Genomic DNA, 16,197 nt, shown 5'->3' with positions numbered 1-16,197 from the left:
ATTAATTAATCCACTGTTTTAGCGTGTTTAAATCATCAAAGCGCGTATTTATGTCGTCACGCTTTGCCGCGGCACGCCTATCTCTTAACTTAGCTAATGAATCGAGCAGTACCGGTAGAGGAGGTCCACTGGCGGTTACTTTACTCATATGCTGTTGTTGCATGTGCTGTGATGGCTGAGCAATAAACTTTTCCACCAGCTGATTATGATGACCGATAGCGGTGTCGCCATGTAATTTACACACTTGAATAAATAGTTTGCCGTGCTTTTGAAACCAGTCTGTATTTTTATATTGTTCGGCCTCTAAAAAATCATCCATTAGGCTTTGCATACGCATGGCTTCACGAAGTATTTGTTGATCCTCTGGCATCATATATAAAAATTTATCCACCAGCATTTGCGAGTAACTCGGCTCATTGGCACTGCAAAGCCCTAGCAGCATATCAATAACATTAATACCGGCAAAGTCTCCCGCATTTGCACCACGGTAAACCTCTTTACCTACCCTGTAAGGCTTGTAATATGGACGTACACAATTAAAAAAACGTTCGGTGTCTAGCTGAGTGTATAAGGCGTTATTCGACGCTATTACATCCATTAATGCCGTTTTAACCACCTCAAGTAGTTCGGCTGTAACGGGGTGAGAAATACCCAAAGGTAATGTTTTTAGTAAAGCATCGCTTGCGCGCTTATACGCTAAAATACCTTGGGTGTTGTAATCTAAAAAAAGGGCTTCATCATCAAGATTTGTAAAACGCTTATAGGTGCCATTAATGGCTTTATTATGCGTGGTTAGATGCGCGGTAGCAAAACGAGGCGTTACACCTATAGAGGCACCAATATGCATAGCAAGCGCCGATGCTTCAACTAATGGTGAGGTTGTTTCTCTGCTCGGCTCTGTGATCTCATGCCTGCGACAAGCAGCCATAAACAAACCAACATTACCAAGCAAGTCGAATGCGCTATCAAATCCTTCGTCGGTATTGCCTTCGGCCAATAAATCGCTGATCAGCGCATTGCCTTGCTCCTTTAGTGCCAGCTTTAAGCTATCACCAATCCCCTCAACATTAGCCTTATCGGTTTGCTGCCAATAAAGCTGTTCTAATTGCGAGTTTAAGCTTACAAACTCTGATCTTATCCAACGGTCAAACTTAGCAGTAAAAGAACTCATAACTACACCCTGTTATTATTATGTTTTGATGCTAACAAAAACCCCTGAGGGTAAAACGCCAAAAAAAATAGTAAAAACACCTTTAGTTAGCAATAATCACTAACAACATTAAAATAATTAATAAGATCCCATAGTCATGTTAGATAAAAAAGATCAGCAGTTACTGGTTGCCTTACAATCGCATGCCCGCATGTCGGTTTCTGAATTAGCCAATACCATTAACCTATCAGACACCCCAACTCTTAGGCGTATCAAAAAGCTTGAGCAGGAACATGTAATTACGGGCTATCACGCTGCCATTAACCCTAAGTCGCTCAACCTTAATGTGCTGGTTTATGCCTTTGTGCGACTAAGTCAAAACTCGGTGAGTGCGGCACAGCAATTTGAGCAGCATGTAGAAAAGCTAGCCCATGTACTTGAGTGCTCTGTGATCTCAGGTAGCCACGATTATTTACTGAAAATTATTTCTCAGGATTTAGAAAGCTATGAGCAGTTTGTAAAGCACCAGCTGGGGAGCTTAAGCTGCATCGCCAATATAGAGTCAACGGTAGTACTCAAACAATCATTTAGTAAAAAGCAGCTACCACTTTAAAAAATAATACTATTTAGTGCCGATTCGCTATACTGAAATATCACTATAAAAATAATATTTAACAAGGATGCATGTGAATATTTTTCGTTCAACATCCAGTTCTTTTGTTTTTTACATATCATTTGCGGTTGCGTATTTTGCAACTGGTAAGTTATTGACTAATTTTGCCTTTCAATCACAAGTCATCCCTATCTGGCTCCCTGCAGGTATTGCCCTAGTTGGCTGTTTTATCTGGTGGTGGCGTTTTATCCCAGCATTATTTATTGCCTCTGTCGCCTTTAATTTAAGTACCGGTGATAACCCAATCACTGATCAGGTTTTAATTGGTAATACACTACAACAAGTACTGCTAATCGGTTTAGGCGCCGTGCTACAAGGCATGATTGGCGCTGCTCTTTTAAAGTACTGGCTAGGCCATCCGTTGTATTTAAAACAACGCCAATCTATTATTTATTTTATTTTTGTCGTCGGTATTGTCGTCAGCCTAATATCGGCCAATATTGGCGTCTATGCTTTAAGTCAGTTTAACCCTGCTTACAGCATTGATAATCATTGGAACAACGTTACTTTTTGGTGGCTTGGTGACTCTCTTGGCGTACTGATCGCAACTCCCTTTTTATTGGCGTTATTACAACCAAAATTTAAACGCCATGATGTTACCCCATTACCTACTATTGCAGTGTGCTCGGTGTTATTTATCTCTGTAGCTTTAACCACTAAGCTATACAACCAAGAGACGTATTCAAATGCGATACAAATAGCTAAGCGCGAAACATCTATTATTGAAAACAGTTTGCTGAGCAATTTAAACCTCAGCCAAATAACCGTACAAAGCCTTGCAAGCCAAATACAATCAACACCGACTTTAAGCAAGCAAGAGTTTGATAGCTACAGTGCTCAACTATTGGCTGAGCATTCATTTATTAAAGCATTTTCATGGAACCGGAAAATTAACCAGGCTCAGGTCAGTGACTTTAACAAACAGCTCAATGAAGTTTATACTGCATACAGCTTTGATCCGAGCATTAAAGGGGCGCCATTATCAAACAACGATCCATTGGTGGTTATTACCTATATTGCTCCTTTTGCAGAAAACCAATCTGCCATAGGTTTTAATCTCAATTCTCGTAAAGATCGCCGTGAGACTTTACTCGACCAACGCATTAAAAATCGCCCTGTGGGCACTAAAATAATTCAGTTAGTTCAAGCAAAACAACCTGAACCTGCGTATTTATTATTTGCTCCTGTGTATCAACAAAATAACGAAGTTGCCTCAATTAAAGGCTACGCAACAGGTGTATTTTTAGTAAAAAACATACTTGCTCAGTCGATTACCCAAGCACAAAATAAGATGTTTAATATCGCTATTTATGAAGCTAATACTACCAATCCATTTTATTCAAACGCCGAAAATATACCGACCAAAAGCAATAAACTGACAACCATCACGATTAATTTTGCAGGGCAAACATGGCTGGTTGATTTAACCATTAAAGATGAATTTCTACCGCATCAAACTAATAACATGACACTCTTTTTGCTTATTTTACAGGTCATTGTCAGCTCACTCATTTTACTGATATTACTGTTATTTAATAACCAGCACCTTGCACTCTCACGCTTGGTAGCAGAGCGCACACGCTCGCTGGTTAAAGCTAAACAGCAATCTGATTTAGCAAATCAGGCTAAAAGCCGATTTTTAGCAAATATGAGCCATGAAATTCGCACCCCACTTAACGCTGTGATTGGCTTTTCAACTCTAGCTAAAAGTGAAGATAGCGCTGAAACCCTCACCGGTTATCTAAATAAAATTAATTTAGCGTCTAAATCATTGTTAAGTTTAATCAATGATGTACTCGATATCTCTAAAATTGAATCACAAAAGCTCACCTTAGAAGTCGCTCCTTTTGATTTAAATGCGCTTCTTGCTCGGATCAGTAGTATGTTCGAGCAAAGCGCAGAACAAAAAGGCATTCACTGGAAAGTTGATAACCAATTACCAACCGATATTTGGTTTGAAGGTGATGTTATGCGAATTGAGCAAATTTTATTAAACCTATGTAGTAACGCCATTAAGTTTACCTATGAAGGTGAAGTAAGTGTTAGCGCATACAGCAAAGAGATCACCGATAGACGTCGTCAAATTACCTTGACTATTAAGGATTCGGGTATCGGTATTGCGCCATCAGAGCAAAGTAAGTTATTTGATGCGTTCACCCAAGCCGATAGCTCAACATCACGTAAATTTGGTGGCACAGGGCTTGGTTTGGCAATCGCAAAAGAACTTAGCTTATTAATGTCTGGAGATATCAGCGTACAAAGCGAGCCAGGTAAGGGCTCTACTTTTACTCTGTCTGTCGAGTTAAATACATGTGCAGCGCAACAAGTAACGGCAAAGCACATACACCAGCATGTTGACTTAAGTAAACTAAAAATACTGGTTGCAGAAGATAACAGCGTCAATCAATTAGTCATAAAAGCAATGCTTAGCTCTTTAGGGATTACACCAACACTGGTTGAAAATGGCGAATTAGCAGTAGAACAAGTTAAAATAAATGACTTCAATTTAGTATTAATGGATTGCCAAATGCCGATTATGGACGGTTACCAAGCCACCGCCTTGATACGTCAAATTAAAAGTACTGAGCAATTACCAATTATTGCCTTAACTGCTGATGTAATGCCTGAAGATAAAGCCAATGCCTTAGCAATTGGTTTTAACGAACATCTTGCAAAACCTCTCGAACTCGATAAGCTTATACAGTGCCTATCTCAATATATTGCGCCAGATAAACCATAAAGATTTATCGAAAACAGAAAACCAAATATGGCTGTCGCACTATTACCAAAATTAATCAGCAACCCACTTAAAAAATAGTAGGCAAAGCATTATGAGCCACTTTTCACATCAATGGTTTAATAGCATCAACCAAATTGACGCAACACAATGGCATTATTTTTTTGGCGATGATCCTTTTACTCAACACGCTTTTTTATACGCACTTGAACAAAGCCAATGTGTAAGCGCAAAAACAGGTTGGCAGCCCCATCACTTAGCCGTTTATGAAGACGATAAACTCATTGCGCTTGCCCCTGGCTACTTAAAAGCGCACTCCTACGGTGAATATGTATTTGACTGGGCATGGGCTGAAGCTTATGAAAAAAATGGCTTAGATTATTACCCTAAATGGCTGTGCGGTATTCCTTTTAGCCCGATTGAGGGACAAAGAATAGGTATTATGCATAGCAATCCAAAGCTAGTGTATGAGTATATAACAGAGCAACTTAATACCCACTGCGCAAAACAAGCCTGGTCAGGCTGGCATATAAACTTTTGCGATAAAGCACAAGCCTCACAGCTAAATGATACAGGTGCCATGCTGAGAACCGGGGTACAGTTTCAGTGGTTTAATAATGAATTTAAAGACTTTGATGATTTTTTAAAAACCTTTAATGCCCGTAAGCGCAAAGCAGTAAAAAAAGAACGCGCTAAAATAACACAGCAAAATATCACCATTGAATGGCTGCAAGGTGAGCAAATCACCACAACAGTGATGCAGCTTTTTTGTGAGTTTTATCAACGTACTTATTTAAAACGTTCAGGCCATTTAGGCTACTTAAACAGCGATTTTTTTAGCTTGCTACACGCCTTAATGGCTGAAAAATTGCTCATTATGCTAGCCAAAAAAGACCATAAAGTGATTGCCGCCACATTAAGTTTAATTGGTGACAATACCCTTTATGGGCGTTATTGGGGAGCAAGCGAAGAGATTGATTCTCTTCACTTTGAGCTGTGTTACTACCAAGGCATTGAATATGCGATTAAGCATAATATTCACTGTTTTAATGCCGGTGCTCAGGGTGAGCATAAAATAGCACGCGGTTTCCAACCGATAACCACTTACTCTGCCCATCACATTGTTCACCCCGATTTTAATCATGCTATTGCAGATTACTTAGAACGCGAATGCCAACATATCGACATTTACAAACAACAATGCAGCTCTTTATTGCCGTTTAAAAATGAGTAACTGATTATTTGCAGGCATCGCAGTATCGCTAAGTAACTTAAGCCCAGATTGCACTGCAAGTTGCTCAACCGCTTCGAAATCACGAATACCACTAAGTGGATCGCGACTTTGCAATAAACTGTTAAATTCATTATTACTGGGGCTGGTAAACTCCCCTTTATATTTGAAAGGGCCATATACACACACCACCCCTTGCTGGTTTAAGTGCTGATTTACTCCAGCAAAAAAACGCGTAATTAACTCCCAGCTCACTATGTGAAAAGTGTTAGCAGTATATATCGCATCCACTTTATTTACTGGCCAAGGATCGTTTAGGTCAAGTAATAAAGGCGGATGCAAGTTTGCCAGTTGCACCTCATCATGCCATAACTTTATTCCTTGATGATTAACCTCTCGATCACTGGTATACCATTGTAAATGTGGCAATTTTTTGGCAAAGAAAACGCTATGCTGACCCGTCCCCGAGCCTATCTCAAGTACCGACCCTGCATTTTGCAATGCAGGCTGCAAAGCCTTAAGTATATGATTTTTATTATTTTCGCAGGCTTGTGAAAACGGTTTGGTCATACTGATGCACCTAAATTGCAAATGAATGCACAATAGTAAAACAAATTTCAGCTATTCTGTCGTGAGTAAATTAACCAAAATAATAAAATAATTTTAATTTCAATACGTTAAATTATATTTACCGAGCTGGTACGCTATATGCTTTTATTAAATTACTCACTTAATGAGTACTAAACGACAAAAGGATAACATTATGTATATTTCACCCTATACCGCCGTAGACGCTGTAATGGCAATTACCGATAAAAGCCTAGATAAAACGAGTCATGAAACAGATTGTAGAGCAACGGTTATCGACTTACTTTCTCATGTAAAACACACTCAAAAGGCACAAAAAAAACATGAAACAGACCAAATATTTATTCTTGGCTACAATTAAAACTCTGTTTAGCCTTATAACTGGCCGTTTATATAAATACATTATTTAAGTCGACTTAAAATCCGTTTAAGTCGACTTTTTAGTTTTAATCCCACTTGTTAACTTGCCTTGACGCCCCCTACTTTTTAACTATACCGTTGTAAATAGCAATAACAGCACCATATCTTTTTATATAGCGTAGTTTAATGTCATATATTCTCTTTTTTAGGAGTACTAATGAGTAACTTTAGAACAGAATCAGATAGCATGGGCACACTCGACGTACCCGCTAACGCACTTTATAAAGCACAAACCCAACGCGCCATTAATAACTTTACGATTAGCAACCTCACCATGCCACAGCAATTTATTATTGCTTTAGCGTATATAAAACAAGCCGCAGCATTAACCAATTTAAAGCTGGGCCATTTAGATAAAACGAAAGCAAATGCAATCGAGCATGCCTGCCAAGAAATTATTGATGGTAAACATTATGAGCATTTCCCTGTTGATATTTTTCAAACGGGATCAGGTACCAGCTCAAATATGAATGCCAACGAAGTTATTGCAAGTTTGGCTTCAAAACATGCTAATCAACCTATTCACCCTAACGACGATGTGAATATGGGACAAAGCTCGAATGATGTTATTCCCACTGCAATCGCCTTAAGCAGTGCTATCAGTGTTGATAAAAAATTACTGCCAGCACTAGCAAACTTAGCCGACGCCTTAGAGCAGAAAAAAGCAGACATCGGTCATATAGTTAAAACTGGGCGCACTCATTTAATGGATGCAATGCCAGTGACCTTTGAGCAAACACTCAGCGCATGGCAATCGCAGGTAAAGCACGCAGCCAGCGGTATTGAGCATGCACTAATACGTGTTTGTGAGCTGGCTCAGGGGGGAACAGCGGTCGGCACCGGTATTAATGCCGATCCACAATTTGCTACGCTATTTGCCAAACAGCTAAGTGAAAAAGTAGGGATTAACTTTATCCCCAGTGATAACTTTTTTTATAATATTGGCTCGCAAGATGCCATTGTGGCTTTATCAGGGCAGCTGAAAGTCTATGCCGTTGCGCAAATGAAAATAGCCAACGATCTACGTTGGATGAATTCAGGGCCGCTTGCGGGACTTGGTGAAATAGAGCTTGAAGCATTGCAGCCTGGTTCATCCATTATGCCTGGCAAAGTGAACCCGGTGATCCCAGAAGCCGCTGCAATGGCTAGTGCGCAAGTAATCGGTAACGACGCCACAATTACCGTAGCAGGCCAAGCTGGCAACTTTGAGCTTAACGTAATGCTACCCGTGATTGCTTATAATATCCTGCAAAGTACAGAGATACTTGCTAACAGTGCGCAAGCACTAGCGGATAAAGCCATTGCTAGCTTTAAAGTTAATCAAGCACAGATTGATAAAGCGCTGACTAAAAATCCTATTTTAGTTACTGCACTCAACCCAGTTATTGGCTATGAAAAAGCAGCAAAAATTGCCAAACAAGCTTACCAGCAAGCAAAGCCAATTATTGATATCGCCGAGCAAGAGACTGACCTATCTCGCTCAGAATTAGAGGCATTACTCAATCCAGCTAAATTAACCCAAGGTGGGTTAATGTAAAAGCGCCATTAATGGCGCTTTAATATATTGATAGTAGAGTTTTTATTGCCGTAATGGATGCACCGTGTATGATAGTGATGAATAATTCATCACTATCAGGAACGATTATGCGTACTCCATTACTCGCTCTACTGCTACCGCTTTGCTTAACAGCTTGCTTAGAAACCACCTCAAATGAAACTGAGCAAACTAAAACCAATGCGGTAGAAAACACGTCTACGCCGATACCACAACAAAAACTACCACAAGAAAATAAGCAAAATAAAATAGCACAGCAACTACCGGTTGATGCTGCAAAAGAAGTGTCGCTTGATGATATTAAAACAGCAAAAAATAAATTAAATAACCTCATAGCAGATAAACAATGTTCAACTAGTTCACAGTGTAAAGTCAGTGCTGTTGGTAGCCGTGCCTGTGGTGGACCAAGTGATTACATTGTGTACTCTACACAAAGCGCACCCCAAGAGCAGGTTTCAGCCCTAAGCGATACTATCACTCAATTGGAAAGTACCTATAATGCGCAAAAAGGTATGATGAGTATTTGCCAACATTTAACTGCGCCAAGCACTCAGTGTGTTGAAAATAAATGTGTTAAACTTGAAGGCTCTGCGGTAAGTGTATTTTAAGGATTAGATTATGAGTTGTTTGTCATCCGTAATTAAGCTATCAGCTACCTGTGTTGTTATGACTATGCTGCTTAGCGGTTGCAGTAGTGCACTAACATCAAGCAAAGCTCAAAACGCGAGTGAATCTGTTTTAAATACTCAACTTAATGAGCTTACAAGTAATAAAAGCTGCACAGCCAGCTATCAATGTAAGGTGTTAGGTGTTGGCTCGCGTGTCTGTGGGGGGCCGAGTAAGTATGTTGTGTACTCAACATTAAATCACTCTCAAGAACAAGCAGAGCAATTAGCGCAAAAAATCACCGAGCAAGAACAACTAGATAATGCAATGCTTGAGTTCAAAGACTGTTCACCAGTGCTAGAAGTCCACTCTTTATGTATTGATAATCAATGTAAAACAGTTAACTACCAGTAGCAGTTCGTTTCGGTGTTAATCTAATAGTGGTATTAACACCGAAATAACCACCACCATGAAAATACACACACCTGCCTTAAAAATGTATTCCAGTGGCATTTTTTTCTGTACCCAGTAAGCATATATAAAACGCACGAAGTAGCTTGCCGCCGTGCCAAATAAAGCAAACATGAGTAAGTAGGCAATCAATAAGATATTCACAGCGGCACTTTTTTAGAAAATAATAGCCCCAGTGTAAGTATTTTACATAAAGAAGGCAAAAGGGTTACTTAGTCTTTTTTGTATGCTCAATGAGTAACTCTGCTACCTGTTGCTTTACCGCTCTTTTATCATCTACTGCCACTTCAAACCGGCTAGCCAATTGCGCTATTTCGTCATCATTTAAATTAAACGATAGTCGTTGCCGTGTTTTTTTAGACTTTACATCAAGACCTAAAATTTTACGGATCATATCTGAGGGAGTGAGCTCTTGATCGATAGCTTGTTTTTTTATCGACTTTTGTACCTCACTACTCAAATCAAATGCCATTTGCGTGGCGCGCACAGCTTGCTCTTGGCGCAACCACTTGTCTTTAGCATCACTCACTGGGCATCTCCAGGAAACAAATCAACAATATCGCTAATTGGGCGAGTTAACGTCAGTGAGACTTCTGTTTCACCTCCCTCCCAAATCTCTATATTAACGCTATGCCCTTCATCAGGAGAGGCTAAGCAAATCATTTCACAGGGTTCACCACCTTCTTGCTCATAGCGAGGCAGCGTTTGGCCACGAAAGTCTTTATTATGAAAATAACATACATAAGGCGATTCACTTTGTTGATAGCTTTTCGCTAAAAATTGCATAAAACGCTCAGGGGTATTTTGTACCGTGATATGTGTTAATGACTCTTCATCAAAAATACGCGCAAATTCATCAAGACCAAAGATCTCTTCAACTTCATCACGCTGAATTTTTATAGAGAAGTTTGCCCACTGTTCACCATCATTTTGCTCTATTTGTAAAAACACCACTTGGCCAGTGTTAGTTTCAAGTACAAATTCAGTATCACTGCTGTGTTGGTACTGATACGTTTGCACATCAATAACGCGCAACGTTTGACCTTTAAGCCATGAAGGATAAGCAAACGAATCAATGACAGTAAACATGTCGCCTTTTTTAAGGTCACTCGCATGATTAAGCTGACGTTCTGGCTTTTTTTTAGATTTGAAAAAATTAAACATATAAGGTGCCTCTGTAAGCAAAAAAGGTAACGGAGCGAAACTCGGTTACCTTTTTGATATGGTTCTAAATGTTAGCTATTTTGCTTCGCTTTAATGCGCGCTAAAATATCAGCACTTTTTGGATTCGTATCACCAATACCTGCTTCAGCCATTTTAGCTTTTAAATCGTCGCCATTAACATCTGCTTCTAGAGACTTTGCAGCACCTAATTGATCAGTACGGTCTTGTTGGCGTTGCTTAATACGCTCAAGCGACTGACGCGCCGATGTCATTGATGAATTATTAGTATTAAGCGTGCTGTTTACAGCCATTGTCGCTTGCTGAACGCTTTCTGTGGTTTTAACCATAGTAAGCTGACGCTGATTTTCCTTAATTGATTTTTCAGCATCTTTTACTTGCTGCTTCAAAGTCACTATGTGATTACTAAAGCCCGCTAACACTTGCTCGTGCTCAGCTTTCTCAGCTTCAAAGTCACCAATTTTTTCTGCAATTTCTAATGCTAATGCTTCATTCCCTTTTTCAAGGGCTTGACCTGCATAAGCTTCATGCTCAGCAATTGATGCATCTACTGCGCTAATTTTACGCTTAGTTTGCATTTCTTTAGCCATCACTTCTGTTAGGCTTTTTTTAGCACGGTGTAACGCATTTTGTGCATCAGCAATTTCTTGCTCAAAAATACGAATACCATTGGCATCAACAATTGCTTCGCCTGCTTCACGTGCGCCGCCACGTACTGCTGTAAATAATTTTTTTAAAATACTCATAATCTTAACTCCACTAACTAGCTACTAATCGTTTAAATATAAGGTCACGGCTTCTAGTGCATCTATAGCGTTATCAGCTAATGTCACTAGTTCGTGGGTAACATCATCTAGAGATGAATTTACCGACAGTGCACCAAAAATCGCGTATTTATTATCGATCTTAGCAAATGCACTCAGTGGAATTGGCACGTTTAAACGCAGTAGTGTTTCGTTTAACTCGTTGCGTAATTCACTTTTTACTTCATCTTCGTCAAACAAGTAGCTAATACATAGTAATTGCTCTTGTGTTTGAGTAACAAAAATTGGAAGCTCGTCATTTCCATCAACAATGACTTGTAAAACATCTTGCTCACCTGGATTGGCAATCAAGAAAGACTCAAAGTTAGCACCCTCGGTTTCAAAAGACGCTAATTTTATTGAAAGTTCATTTAATTCCATGTCTCTGCCTTTTCGTCGTTTGACATATTATGTCTGAGTTAAGATTCGCACGGCAGACATATTATGTCAACCATGTTTTATTAATTTTTATACAATTCACTTTCTATTTGCCAAGCTGCTCGGTAGTAATCATACAAGCGACCAGAACCTAACCTATTGACTTCAATATCGTTCACTTGTTCAAAATAGTTATTAGGAAATGCAAAACTCGCTAATAAATATTTTTTACTAATCCACCGAGATGGCACTGGCATATCAGTTATATTGCTAATACGGGCACTAGGTGATTGCCCCATTTTAGTCGCAATAGTCCATCCCCATTGACCAAACGAAGGAATGTTTTGCTGATATTGCTCTACATAATCAAAACCTGCGGCTTTCACCGTTTTAGCAATACTTAAAAATGCCTTTTTCGCATGATAAGGCGATGTTGACTGTACCGCCATAGCACCATCAGGCGCTAATAATTGGCGTACATGATTATAAAAGTAATCGCTGTACATCTTATTAAGATCAGGGTGATTAGGGTCTGGCAAATCAATTAAAATAGTATCGAACTGCTTTGACTGATCCAGTAGCTTTTCGACTTCTAAAAATGCATCGCCCACAATAATATTTGCTCGCGGGTCATGCATCGATTCATTATTGAGTGCTACCAACCGCTGTTTAATCTCTTCTGGCGGTGTGAATTTATCGTCTTCATGGCCAAATAAATTCAGTAGCTGGCCATCTAAATCAATTAGTGTGACTTCTTTGACTGGCCACTTTAATACATCACGCATGGCTAATCCGTCACCGCCACCAATAATCAAAACACGGTCATGACGATTAGATGCGAGCATTGCAGGATAAACAAGCATTGAGTGATATATTTGCTCATCTACACTAGAGAACTGCAAACGACCATTTAAATATAGATCAGTAATTGGCTGAGGCTGATTTTTACTTAAACGCTCTGTTAGCACCACATGTTGATACTTAGTCGCCTGAGAGTAAATAACTTTATCTTTGTATAGTACGTTACTTAGGTTATCCATCCAGCTACTACCAAACTGCAAAATAAAAGCGAATAACACCAGCAGTAATATATGGCAAACCAATAGCAACTTAGCAAAGCGTACATAGCTATGGTAACGCCATAAAAAGGCAAGTCCGGCAATAATGTTAAATAGCGCTGTCCAAGCGGCGGCTTGCATTATTGGCATCGCGAGCATAATGCTCACCCAAATTGCCGCGCCAATACCAGCGCCAATATAGTCAGCCCCATATATAGTGCCGGCGTTATTTTCTAAAAAACGCCCATAAACATGCTGGCGAATACGCGCAATAAGCGGTATTTCCATACCAATAAATAGCCCTAATATTAAGCCAAATACATAAGGTAAAAAGCGAGACCACTCTTGCAGCTTTTGAAACACGTAACCATTAAGAATAACGTCAGGTGGAATATTAAAAATACTTGAGAATAAATGAGGGAGTGAATAACTCACGGCAATAATGCTGGCAATGGCTAATATACAGCCCATACCTATGAGCGCAATAATACTCTCTAGCCAAGCAAATGCGGTGAAGGCATCTTTAAACCAACGCGCTAAAAATGCACCCATCCCCATAGCTACAATCATAGTGCCTATCATGGCGTAAATTGCACTCTCAACTGAGCCGAGTACTCGGCCAGCATAATGAGAAAGTAAGTATTCATAAATAAGGCCGCATCCTGCGAGTACGGCCATAACAGTGATCAGTAAAATATCATGCCCAAGTAAATTAAATTTACTTGGGGAAGCTTGAGTTGATGACACGTGATTATGCACCCAGTAGTGTGGCCATAGTGATCCCGACAGCAAATGACACAGCTGCAGAAATAGCGGCAACACCCACATTCTTTTGACGATTCACTTCATCTGAAATATTACAGCCAGCAAGAATGATTTTAATCGTCAGTAAGTGCAGTAAAATGAAAGCAACCAAACAAACAACGGCGCTTAGCGCCCAGTAAAGTAAACTCGCATTAATATTGTCAGCAGCATAAAGAGCAATGCCTGTTGCAGCAGTAATGGCTAATGCACTACCAATTAAAAAGCCTGCATAACGAACACCTACTGCTAAATTACCATCAATAATAGCCTGTTGTAGGCAGTCGCCACTTTTATTGGTGCGCTTAAATAACTGCACGCGATATTGGCTTACTAACAGCAATACCACACTACCAATTACAAACGCAGCAATAACAATAGGAATGCCATGCCAACCTTCAGTAGCAACCCACAATAGGGCTGAGCGGATAACCACTGCAACACTTACTACATGGCCAAAATCAATAATTGACGCAGTAACGTTACCTTTGACTATTTCGTTATGTAAGCTCACTTTACGCAGCGCCACTTTATCTTGAAAAAAGTGACCCAGCTTTATAAGCAGAATTGCTAATGCACCATAGCCAAGCATTAACAGAGCTTCTTTTTGTAACGTAGCAGCAAACGCACCACTACTCACGCCCGTTAACACAATCGCAAGTGCTACCAAACCAGCGGCAAAGCTTATTCCAAATGCAAAGTTATCGCGCTCGGTAATTTCATCATTGGCGTGTAAATTAGATACCCAACCTTTAATATACTTTAAGCTCACAAACAGTAAGATGATAATTGCAAAGTCCACAGACAGTGCTTGCAAAGACCACATAGTTATTCCATTAAATTCATACATATTATTCTAACTCCAACGTTATTCTTTACTTACCACGACTTACGCCGCGCGAGGTTCTGCTACTGCTATTACGAACCGACCCTGAATTATTGCTATAACTACTCGCTCTTGAGTAACTGCTGCGACTTTTAGGCGGCGTATAACTGCTGCGACTCAAACCTGATGCACCTGTTTTTTTACTCGCATAAGGACTAGTGAACTGCTTGCCTTGGCGTTGGTAAGATTGTCGTGTACGTGTTTCTAATGCACTTTGGGTTTTTATTTGTTTAGGGCTTGAGTAACGAGTACGACCATAGTCATTGTAGTAACTATACTTACGGCGTTTACTCCAACTTCCGTATTCAACTCGGTCAAATACATCACCCAAAATACGGTACATGCCGTACCATTGCCAAAAGCTAATACCGCTACTATTCGTTTGCCAATTACCATAGTTAGGATTACCTACCATTTGGTTACCGACCCCTTCGCCTTCAGCTTTTTGGCTTATAGCACCAACTCGTGCCAAAGAACCATTCGACATATCCGCAAGCATATTAATAGGATCGGTTAAGGCATCAGAAAATAACGTTGGCTTGGCGGCTTCACGCAATAAATCAATATTGTATAAAGTGTCTTCGTAAGGAGGAATTAAGTAATTCCCCTTAATGTCATCAAGGCGCTGGGTTAAACCACTATAAAGGGCTCCCTGGCGTGTGGCATCAAGGCTAACTACATCAACAACCTTACTGAGTTCAGGTTGCTGTTGTTTAAGGATACGACTGTATTCTTTAAGAATAATCGCATTACGTATACTACCATTATCAAGTGCTTTACCAAGCTGAGTAAGCTCGACATCGGCCTTTTTAATGGACTCTTGAATTGTTTGTTGTAGCTGTTCTTCTTTAGATTGACAACCAATCAGTGCTGTAAACAAACAAAACAGGCTGAGAAGTTTCCAAGCTTTTATATTCGACATTCATGTCACCTGATTTACTAAATTATCCTAGATAGTTTTACACAGGACAGTTATTAAACCAACAATGAAATTGCAACAAGATGATAATTTAGGGACTAGTTTAAAGGTGCAAGGAGAATAACTGAGATCAGTAAAGGGAGAATGCTGATGATAATACTTCAAAACTTATAACTGAGGGCTTAACACTGACTTGTCTTTAGAGTAACTGTCCTACTTCTTAGCGACAGCGCAGTAGCATGTCGTGGCAGAACGGCGTGGAGAGTCATAATGAAGGCATGAAGGTGGCTTTTGGCTATTATACCAATCCGCAATAATACTCAATCATTTTGCGGGGCTAAACGTGTCGCTATCTGTGTTAAAAAACTCTCATTTAGAACAACTAAATAGCGAATTTTTTGCCTAGCTATCAACCCGTTTTTCCTACCTCAAAATAGACCGCTTAATTAAGCAAATTGGTATTGTTTCTTCCTTTTAACTGGTGCCTTTCACCTCGAACCTGCATTTTCACTTTCCTGCAGACGTAAAAAAGCCCGGCTATTTCTAGTCGGGCTTTCTTTAATTTGGAGCCTGGTAATGTCCTACTTTCACATAGCAAATGCTACACTATCATCGGCGCTGTTTCGTTTCACTACTGAGTTCGGCATGGGGTCAGGTGGGTCCAAAACGCTATTGTCACCAAGCAAATTTGGTGTAAGTTCGATTTAATCAAGCTTACTAAAATTTGGAATTTCTGATA

At 39.8% G+C, this 16,197-nt stretch carries 17 protein-coding genes and 1 rRNA gene; 7 read left to right on the top strand and 11 right to left on the bottom strand.

Features of this window, described 5'->3' with window-relative positions:
* Position 1 precedes the first annotated feature (1 nt).
* Complete coding sequence (locus PTET_RS00280) at positions 2–1,171, bottom strand: PrnB family protein (RefSeq protein WP_028834884.1); 1,170 nt, start codon at positions 1,169–1,171, stop codon at positions 2–4.
* A 136-nt stretch (positions 1,172–1,307) separates the two neighbouring features.
* Between PTET_RS00280 and PTET_RS00275 the strand changes: the two genes are divergently transcribed.
* The 3 genes from PTET_RS00275 to PTET_RS00265 all read left to right on the top strand — a co-directional run bounded on the left by PTET_RS00275 (position 1,308) and on the right by PTET_RS00265 (position 5,794).
* Positions 1,308–1,763, top strand: a complete 456-nt coding sequence (locus tag PTET_RS00275; protein WP_013463689.1) for an Lrp/AsnC family transcriptional regulator — start codon at positions 1,308–1,310, stop codon at positions 1,761–1,763.
* 73 nt (positions 1,764–1,836) lie between these two features.
* Positions 1,837–4,563: a CHASE domain-containing protein gene (locus PTET_RS00270; protein WP_096038059.1), complete on the top strand. Its 2,727-nt coding sequence runs from the start codon at positions 1,837–1,839 to the stop codon at positions 4,561–4,563.
* Positions 4,564–4,654: 91 nt separating this feature from the next.
* The gene (locus tag PTET_RS00265; protein ID WP_096038058.1) at positions 4,655–5,794 is read left to right on the top strand and encodes a GNAT family N-acetyltransferase; all 1,140 of its coding nucleotides are present in this window, start codon (positions 4,655–4,657) and stop codon (positions 5,792–5,794) included.
* Here the strand turns inward: PTET_RS00265 and PTET_RS00260 are convergent.
* Positions 5,771–6,361 carry a DUF938 domain-containing protein gene (locus tag PTET_RS00260; protein WP_058153963.1) on the bottom strand — a complete coding sequence of 197 codons (591 nt, stop codon included), beginning with the start codon at positions 6,359–6,361 and terminating at the stop codon, positions 5,771–5,773. The two genes, PTET_RS00265 and PTET_RS00260, sit on opposite strands and share 24 nt — an antisense overlap.
* Before the next feature lie 193 nt (positions 6,362–6,554).
* Here PTET_RS00260 and PTET_RS00255 point away from each other — a divergent pair, with 193 nt between their 5' ends.
* The 4 genes from PTET_RS00255 (at position 6,555) to PTET_RS00240 (ending at position 9,374) form a co-directional block, all read left to right on the top strand.
* Positions 6,555–6,740 carry a hypothetical protein gene (locus tag PTET_RS00255; RefSeq protein ID WP_028834888.1) on the top strand — a complete coding sequence of 62 codons (186 nt, stop codon included), beginning with the start codon at positions 6,555–6,557 and terminating at the stop codon, positions 6,738–6,740.
* A 216-nt stretch (positions 6,741–6,956) separates the two neighbouring features.
* The gene (locus PTET_RS00250; RefSeq protein ID WP_096038057.1) at positions 6,957–8,336 is read left to right on the top strand and encodes a class II fumarate hydratase; all 1,380 of its coding nucleotides are present in this window, start codon (positions 6,957–6,959) and stop codon (positions 8,334–8,336) included.
* 107 nt (positions 8,337–8,443) lie between these two features.
* Positions 8,444–8,962, top strand: a complete 519-nt coding sequence (locus tag PTET_RS00245; RefSeq protein WP_171046546.1) for a hypothetical protein — start codon at positions 8,444–8,446, stop codon at positions 8,960–8,962.
* A 10-nt stretch (positions 8,963–8,972) separates the two neighbouring features.
* A complete protein-coding gene (locus PTET_RS00240) occupies positions 8,973–9,374 on the top strand; it encodes a hypothetical protein (RefSeq protein ID WP_008113277.1) in 402 nt (133 codons plus the stop codon).
* 15 nt (positions 9,375–9,389) lie between these two features.
* Here PTET_RS00240 and PTET_RS00235 read toward each other — a convergent pair whose 3' ends face one another.
* From PTET_RS00235 to rrf, 9 genes are all read right to left on the bottom strand, one after another.
* Positions 9,390–9,575: a hypothetical protein gene (locus tag PTET_RS00235; RefSeq protein ID WP_008113278.1), complete on the bottom strand. Its 186-nt coding sequence runs from the start codon at positions 9,573–9,575 to the stop codon at positions 9,390–9,392.
* Between the two features lie 64 nt (positions 9,576–9,639).
* On the bottom strand, positions 9,640–9,960 hold the full coding sequence (locus PTET_RS00230; RefSeq protein WP_008113280.1) for a hypothetical protein: 321 nt from the start codon (positions 9,958–9,960) through the stop codon (positions 9,640–9,642).
* Complete coding sequence (locus PTET_RS00225) at positions 9,957–10,595, bottom strand: hypothetical protein (protein WP_013463680.1); 639 nt, start codon at positions 10,593–10,595, stop codon at positions 9,957–9,959. The genes PTET_RS00230 and PTET_RS00225 overlap by 4 nt, the downstream gene beginning before the upstream one ends.
* 71 nt (positions 10,596–10,666) lie before the next feature.
* Entirely contained in the window at positions 10,667–11,359 is a 693-nt protein-coding gene (locus PTET_RS00220) for a PspA/IM30 family protein (RefSeq protein WP_008113282.1), read from the bottom strand.
* 24 nt (positions 11,360–11,383) lie between these two features.
* On the bottom strand, positions 11,384–11,797 hold the full coding sequence (locus PTET_RS00215; RefSeq protein ID WP_004335098.1) for a YjfI family protein: 414 nt from the start codon (positions 11,795–11,797) through the stop codon (positions 11,384–11,386).
* Between the two features lie 80 nt (positions 11,798–11,877).
* Positions 11,878–13,599: a polyamine aminopropyltransferase gene (locus PTET_RS00210; protein WP_016900245.1), complete on the bottom strand. Its 1,722-nt coding sequence runs from the start codon at positions 13,597–13,599 to the stop codon at positions 11,878–11,880.
* A gap of 4 nt (positions 13,600–13,603) precedes the next feature.
* Positions 13,604–14,503 (bottom strand): DUF350 domain-containing protein, encoded by a 900-nt coding sequence (locus PTET_RS00205; RefSeq protein WP_096038056.1) that lies wholly within the window; start codon positions 14,501–14,503, stop codon positions 13,604–13,606.
* A 25-nt stretch (positions 14,504–14,528) separates the two neighbouring features.
* Positions 14,529–15,461: a hypothetical protein gene (locus PTET_RS00200; RefSeq protein WP_010392530.1), complete on the bottom strand. Its 933-nt coding sequence runs from the start codon at positions 15,459–15,461 to the stop codon at positions 14,529–14,531.
* Between the two features lie 565 nt (positions 15,462–16,026).
* Positions 16,027–16,141 (bottom strand): 5S ribosomal RNA (gene rrf / locus PTET_RS00195).
* Positions 16,142–16,197 lie beyond the last annotated feature (56 nt).

Origin of the sequence: Pseudoalteromonas tetraodonis (genome assembly GCF_002310835.1) — a bacterium.
GTDB classification, from domain to species: Bacteria; Pseudomonadota; Gammaproteobacteria; order Enterobacterales; family Alteromonadaceae; genus Pseudoalteromonas; species Pseudoalteromonas tetraodonis.
The sequence above is the reverse complement of the archived record's forward strand: the minus strand, read 5'-3'. Positions and strand labels throughout refer to the sequence as shown.

What these genes read in the sequence shown, in the direction of transcription:
- PTET_RS00225 (WP_013463680.1), bottom strand. Translation starts at nt 10,595, where the DNA reads ATGTTTAATTTTTTCAAATCTAAAAAAAAGCCAGAACGTCAGCTTAAT.
- PTET_RS00275 (WP_013463689.1), top strand. Translation starts at nt 1,308, where the DNA reads ATGTTAGATAAAAAAGATCAGCAGTTACTGGTTGCCTTACAATCGCAT.
- PTET_RS00260 (WP_058153963.1), bottom strand. Translation starts at nt 6,361, where the DNA reads ATGACCAAACCGTTTTCACAAGCCTGCGAAAATAATAAAAATCATATA.
- PTET_RS00205 (WP_096038056.1), bottom strand. Translation starts at nt 14,503, where the DNA reads ATGTATGAATTTAATGGAATAACTATGTGGTCTTTGCAAGCACTGTCT.
- PTET_RS00280 (WP_028834884.1), bottom strand. Translation starts at nt 1,171, where the DNA reads ATGAGTTCTTTTACTGCTAAGTTTGACCGTTGGATAAGATCAGAGTTT.
- PTET_RS00250 (WP_096038057.1), top strand. Translation starts at nt 6,957, where the DNA reads ATGAGTAACTTTAGAACAGAATCAGATAGCATGGGCACACTCGACGTA.
- PTET_RS00215 (WP_004335098.1), bottom strand. Translation starts at nt 11,797, where the DNA reads ATGGAATTAAATGAACTTTCAATAAAATTAGCGTCTTTTGAAACCGAG.
- PTET_RS00220 (WP_008113282.1), bottom strand. Translation starts at nt 11,359, where the DNA reads ATGAGTATTTTAAAAAAATTATTTACAGCAGTACGTGGCGGCGCACGT.
- PTET_RS00240 (WP_008113277.1), top strand. Translation starts at nt 8,973, where the DNA reads ATGAGTTGTTTGTCATCCGTAATTAAGCTATCAGCTACCTGTGTTGTT.
- PTET_RS00265 (WP_096038058.1), top strand. Translation starts at nt 4,655, where the DNA reads ATGAGCCACTTTTCACATCAATGGTTTAATAGCATCAACCAAATTGAC.
- PTET_RS00245 (WP_171046546.1), top strand. Translation starts at nt 8,444, where the DNA reads ATGCGTACTCCATTACTCGCTCTACTGCTACCGCTTTGCTTAACAGCT.
- PTET_RS00255 (WP_028834888.1), top strand. Translation starts at nt 6,555, where the DNA reads ATGTATATTTCACCCTATACCGCCGTAGACGCTGTAATGGCAATTACC.
- PTET_RS00200 (WP_010392530.1), bottom strand. Translation starts at nt 15,461, where the DNA reads ATGTCGAATATAAAAGCTTGGAAACTTCTCAGCCTGTTTTGTTTGTTT.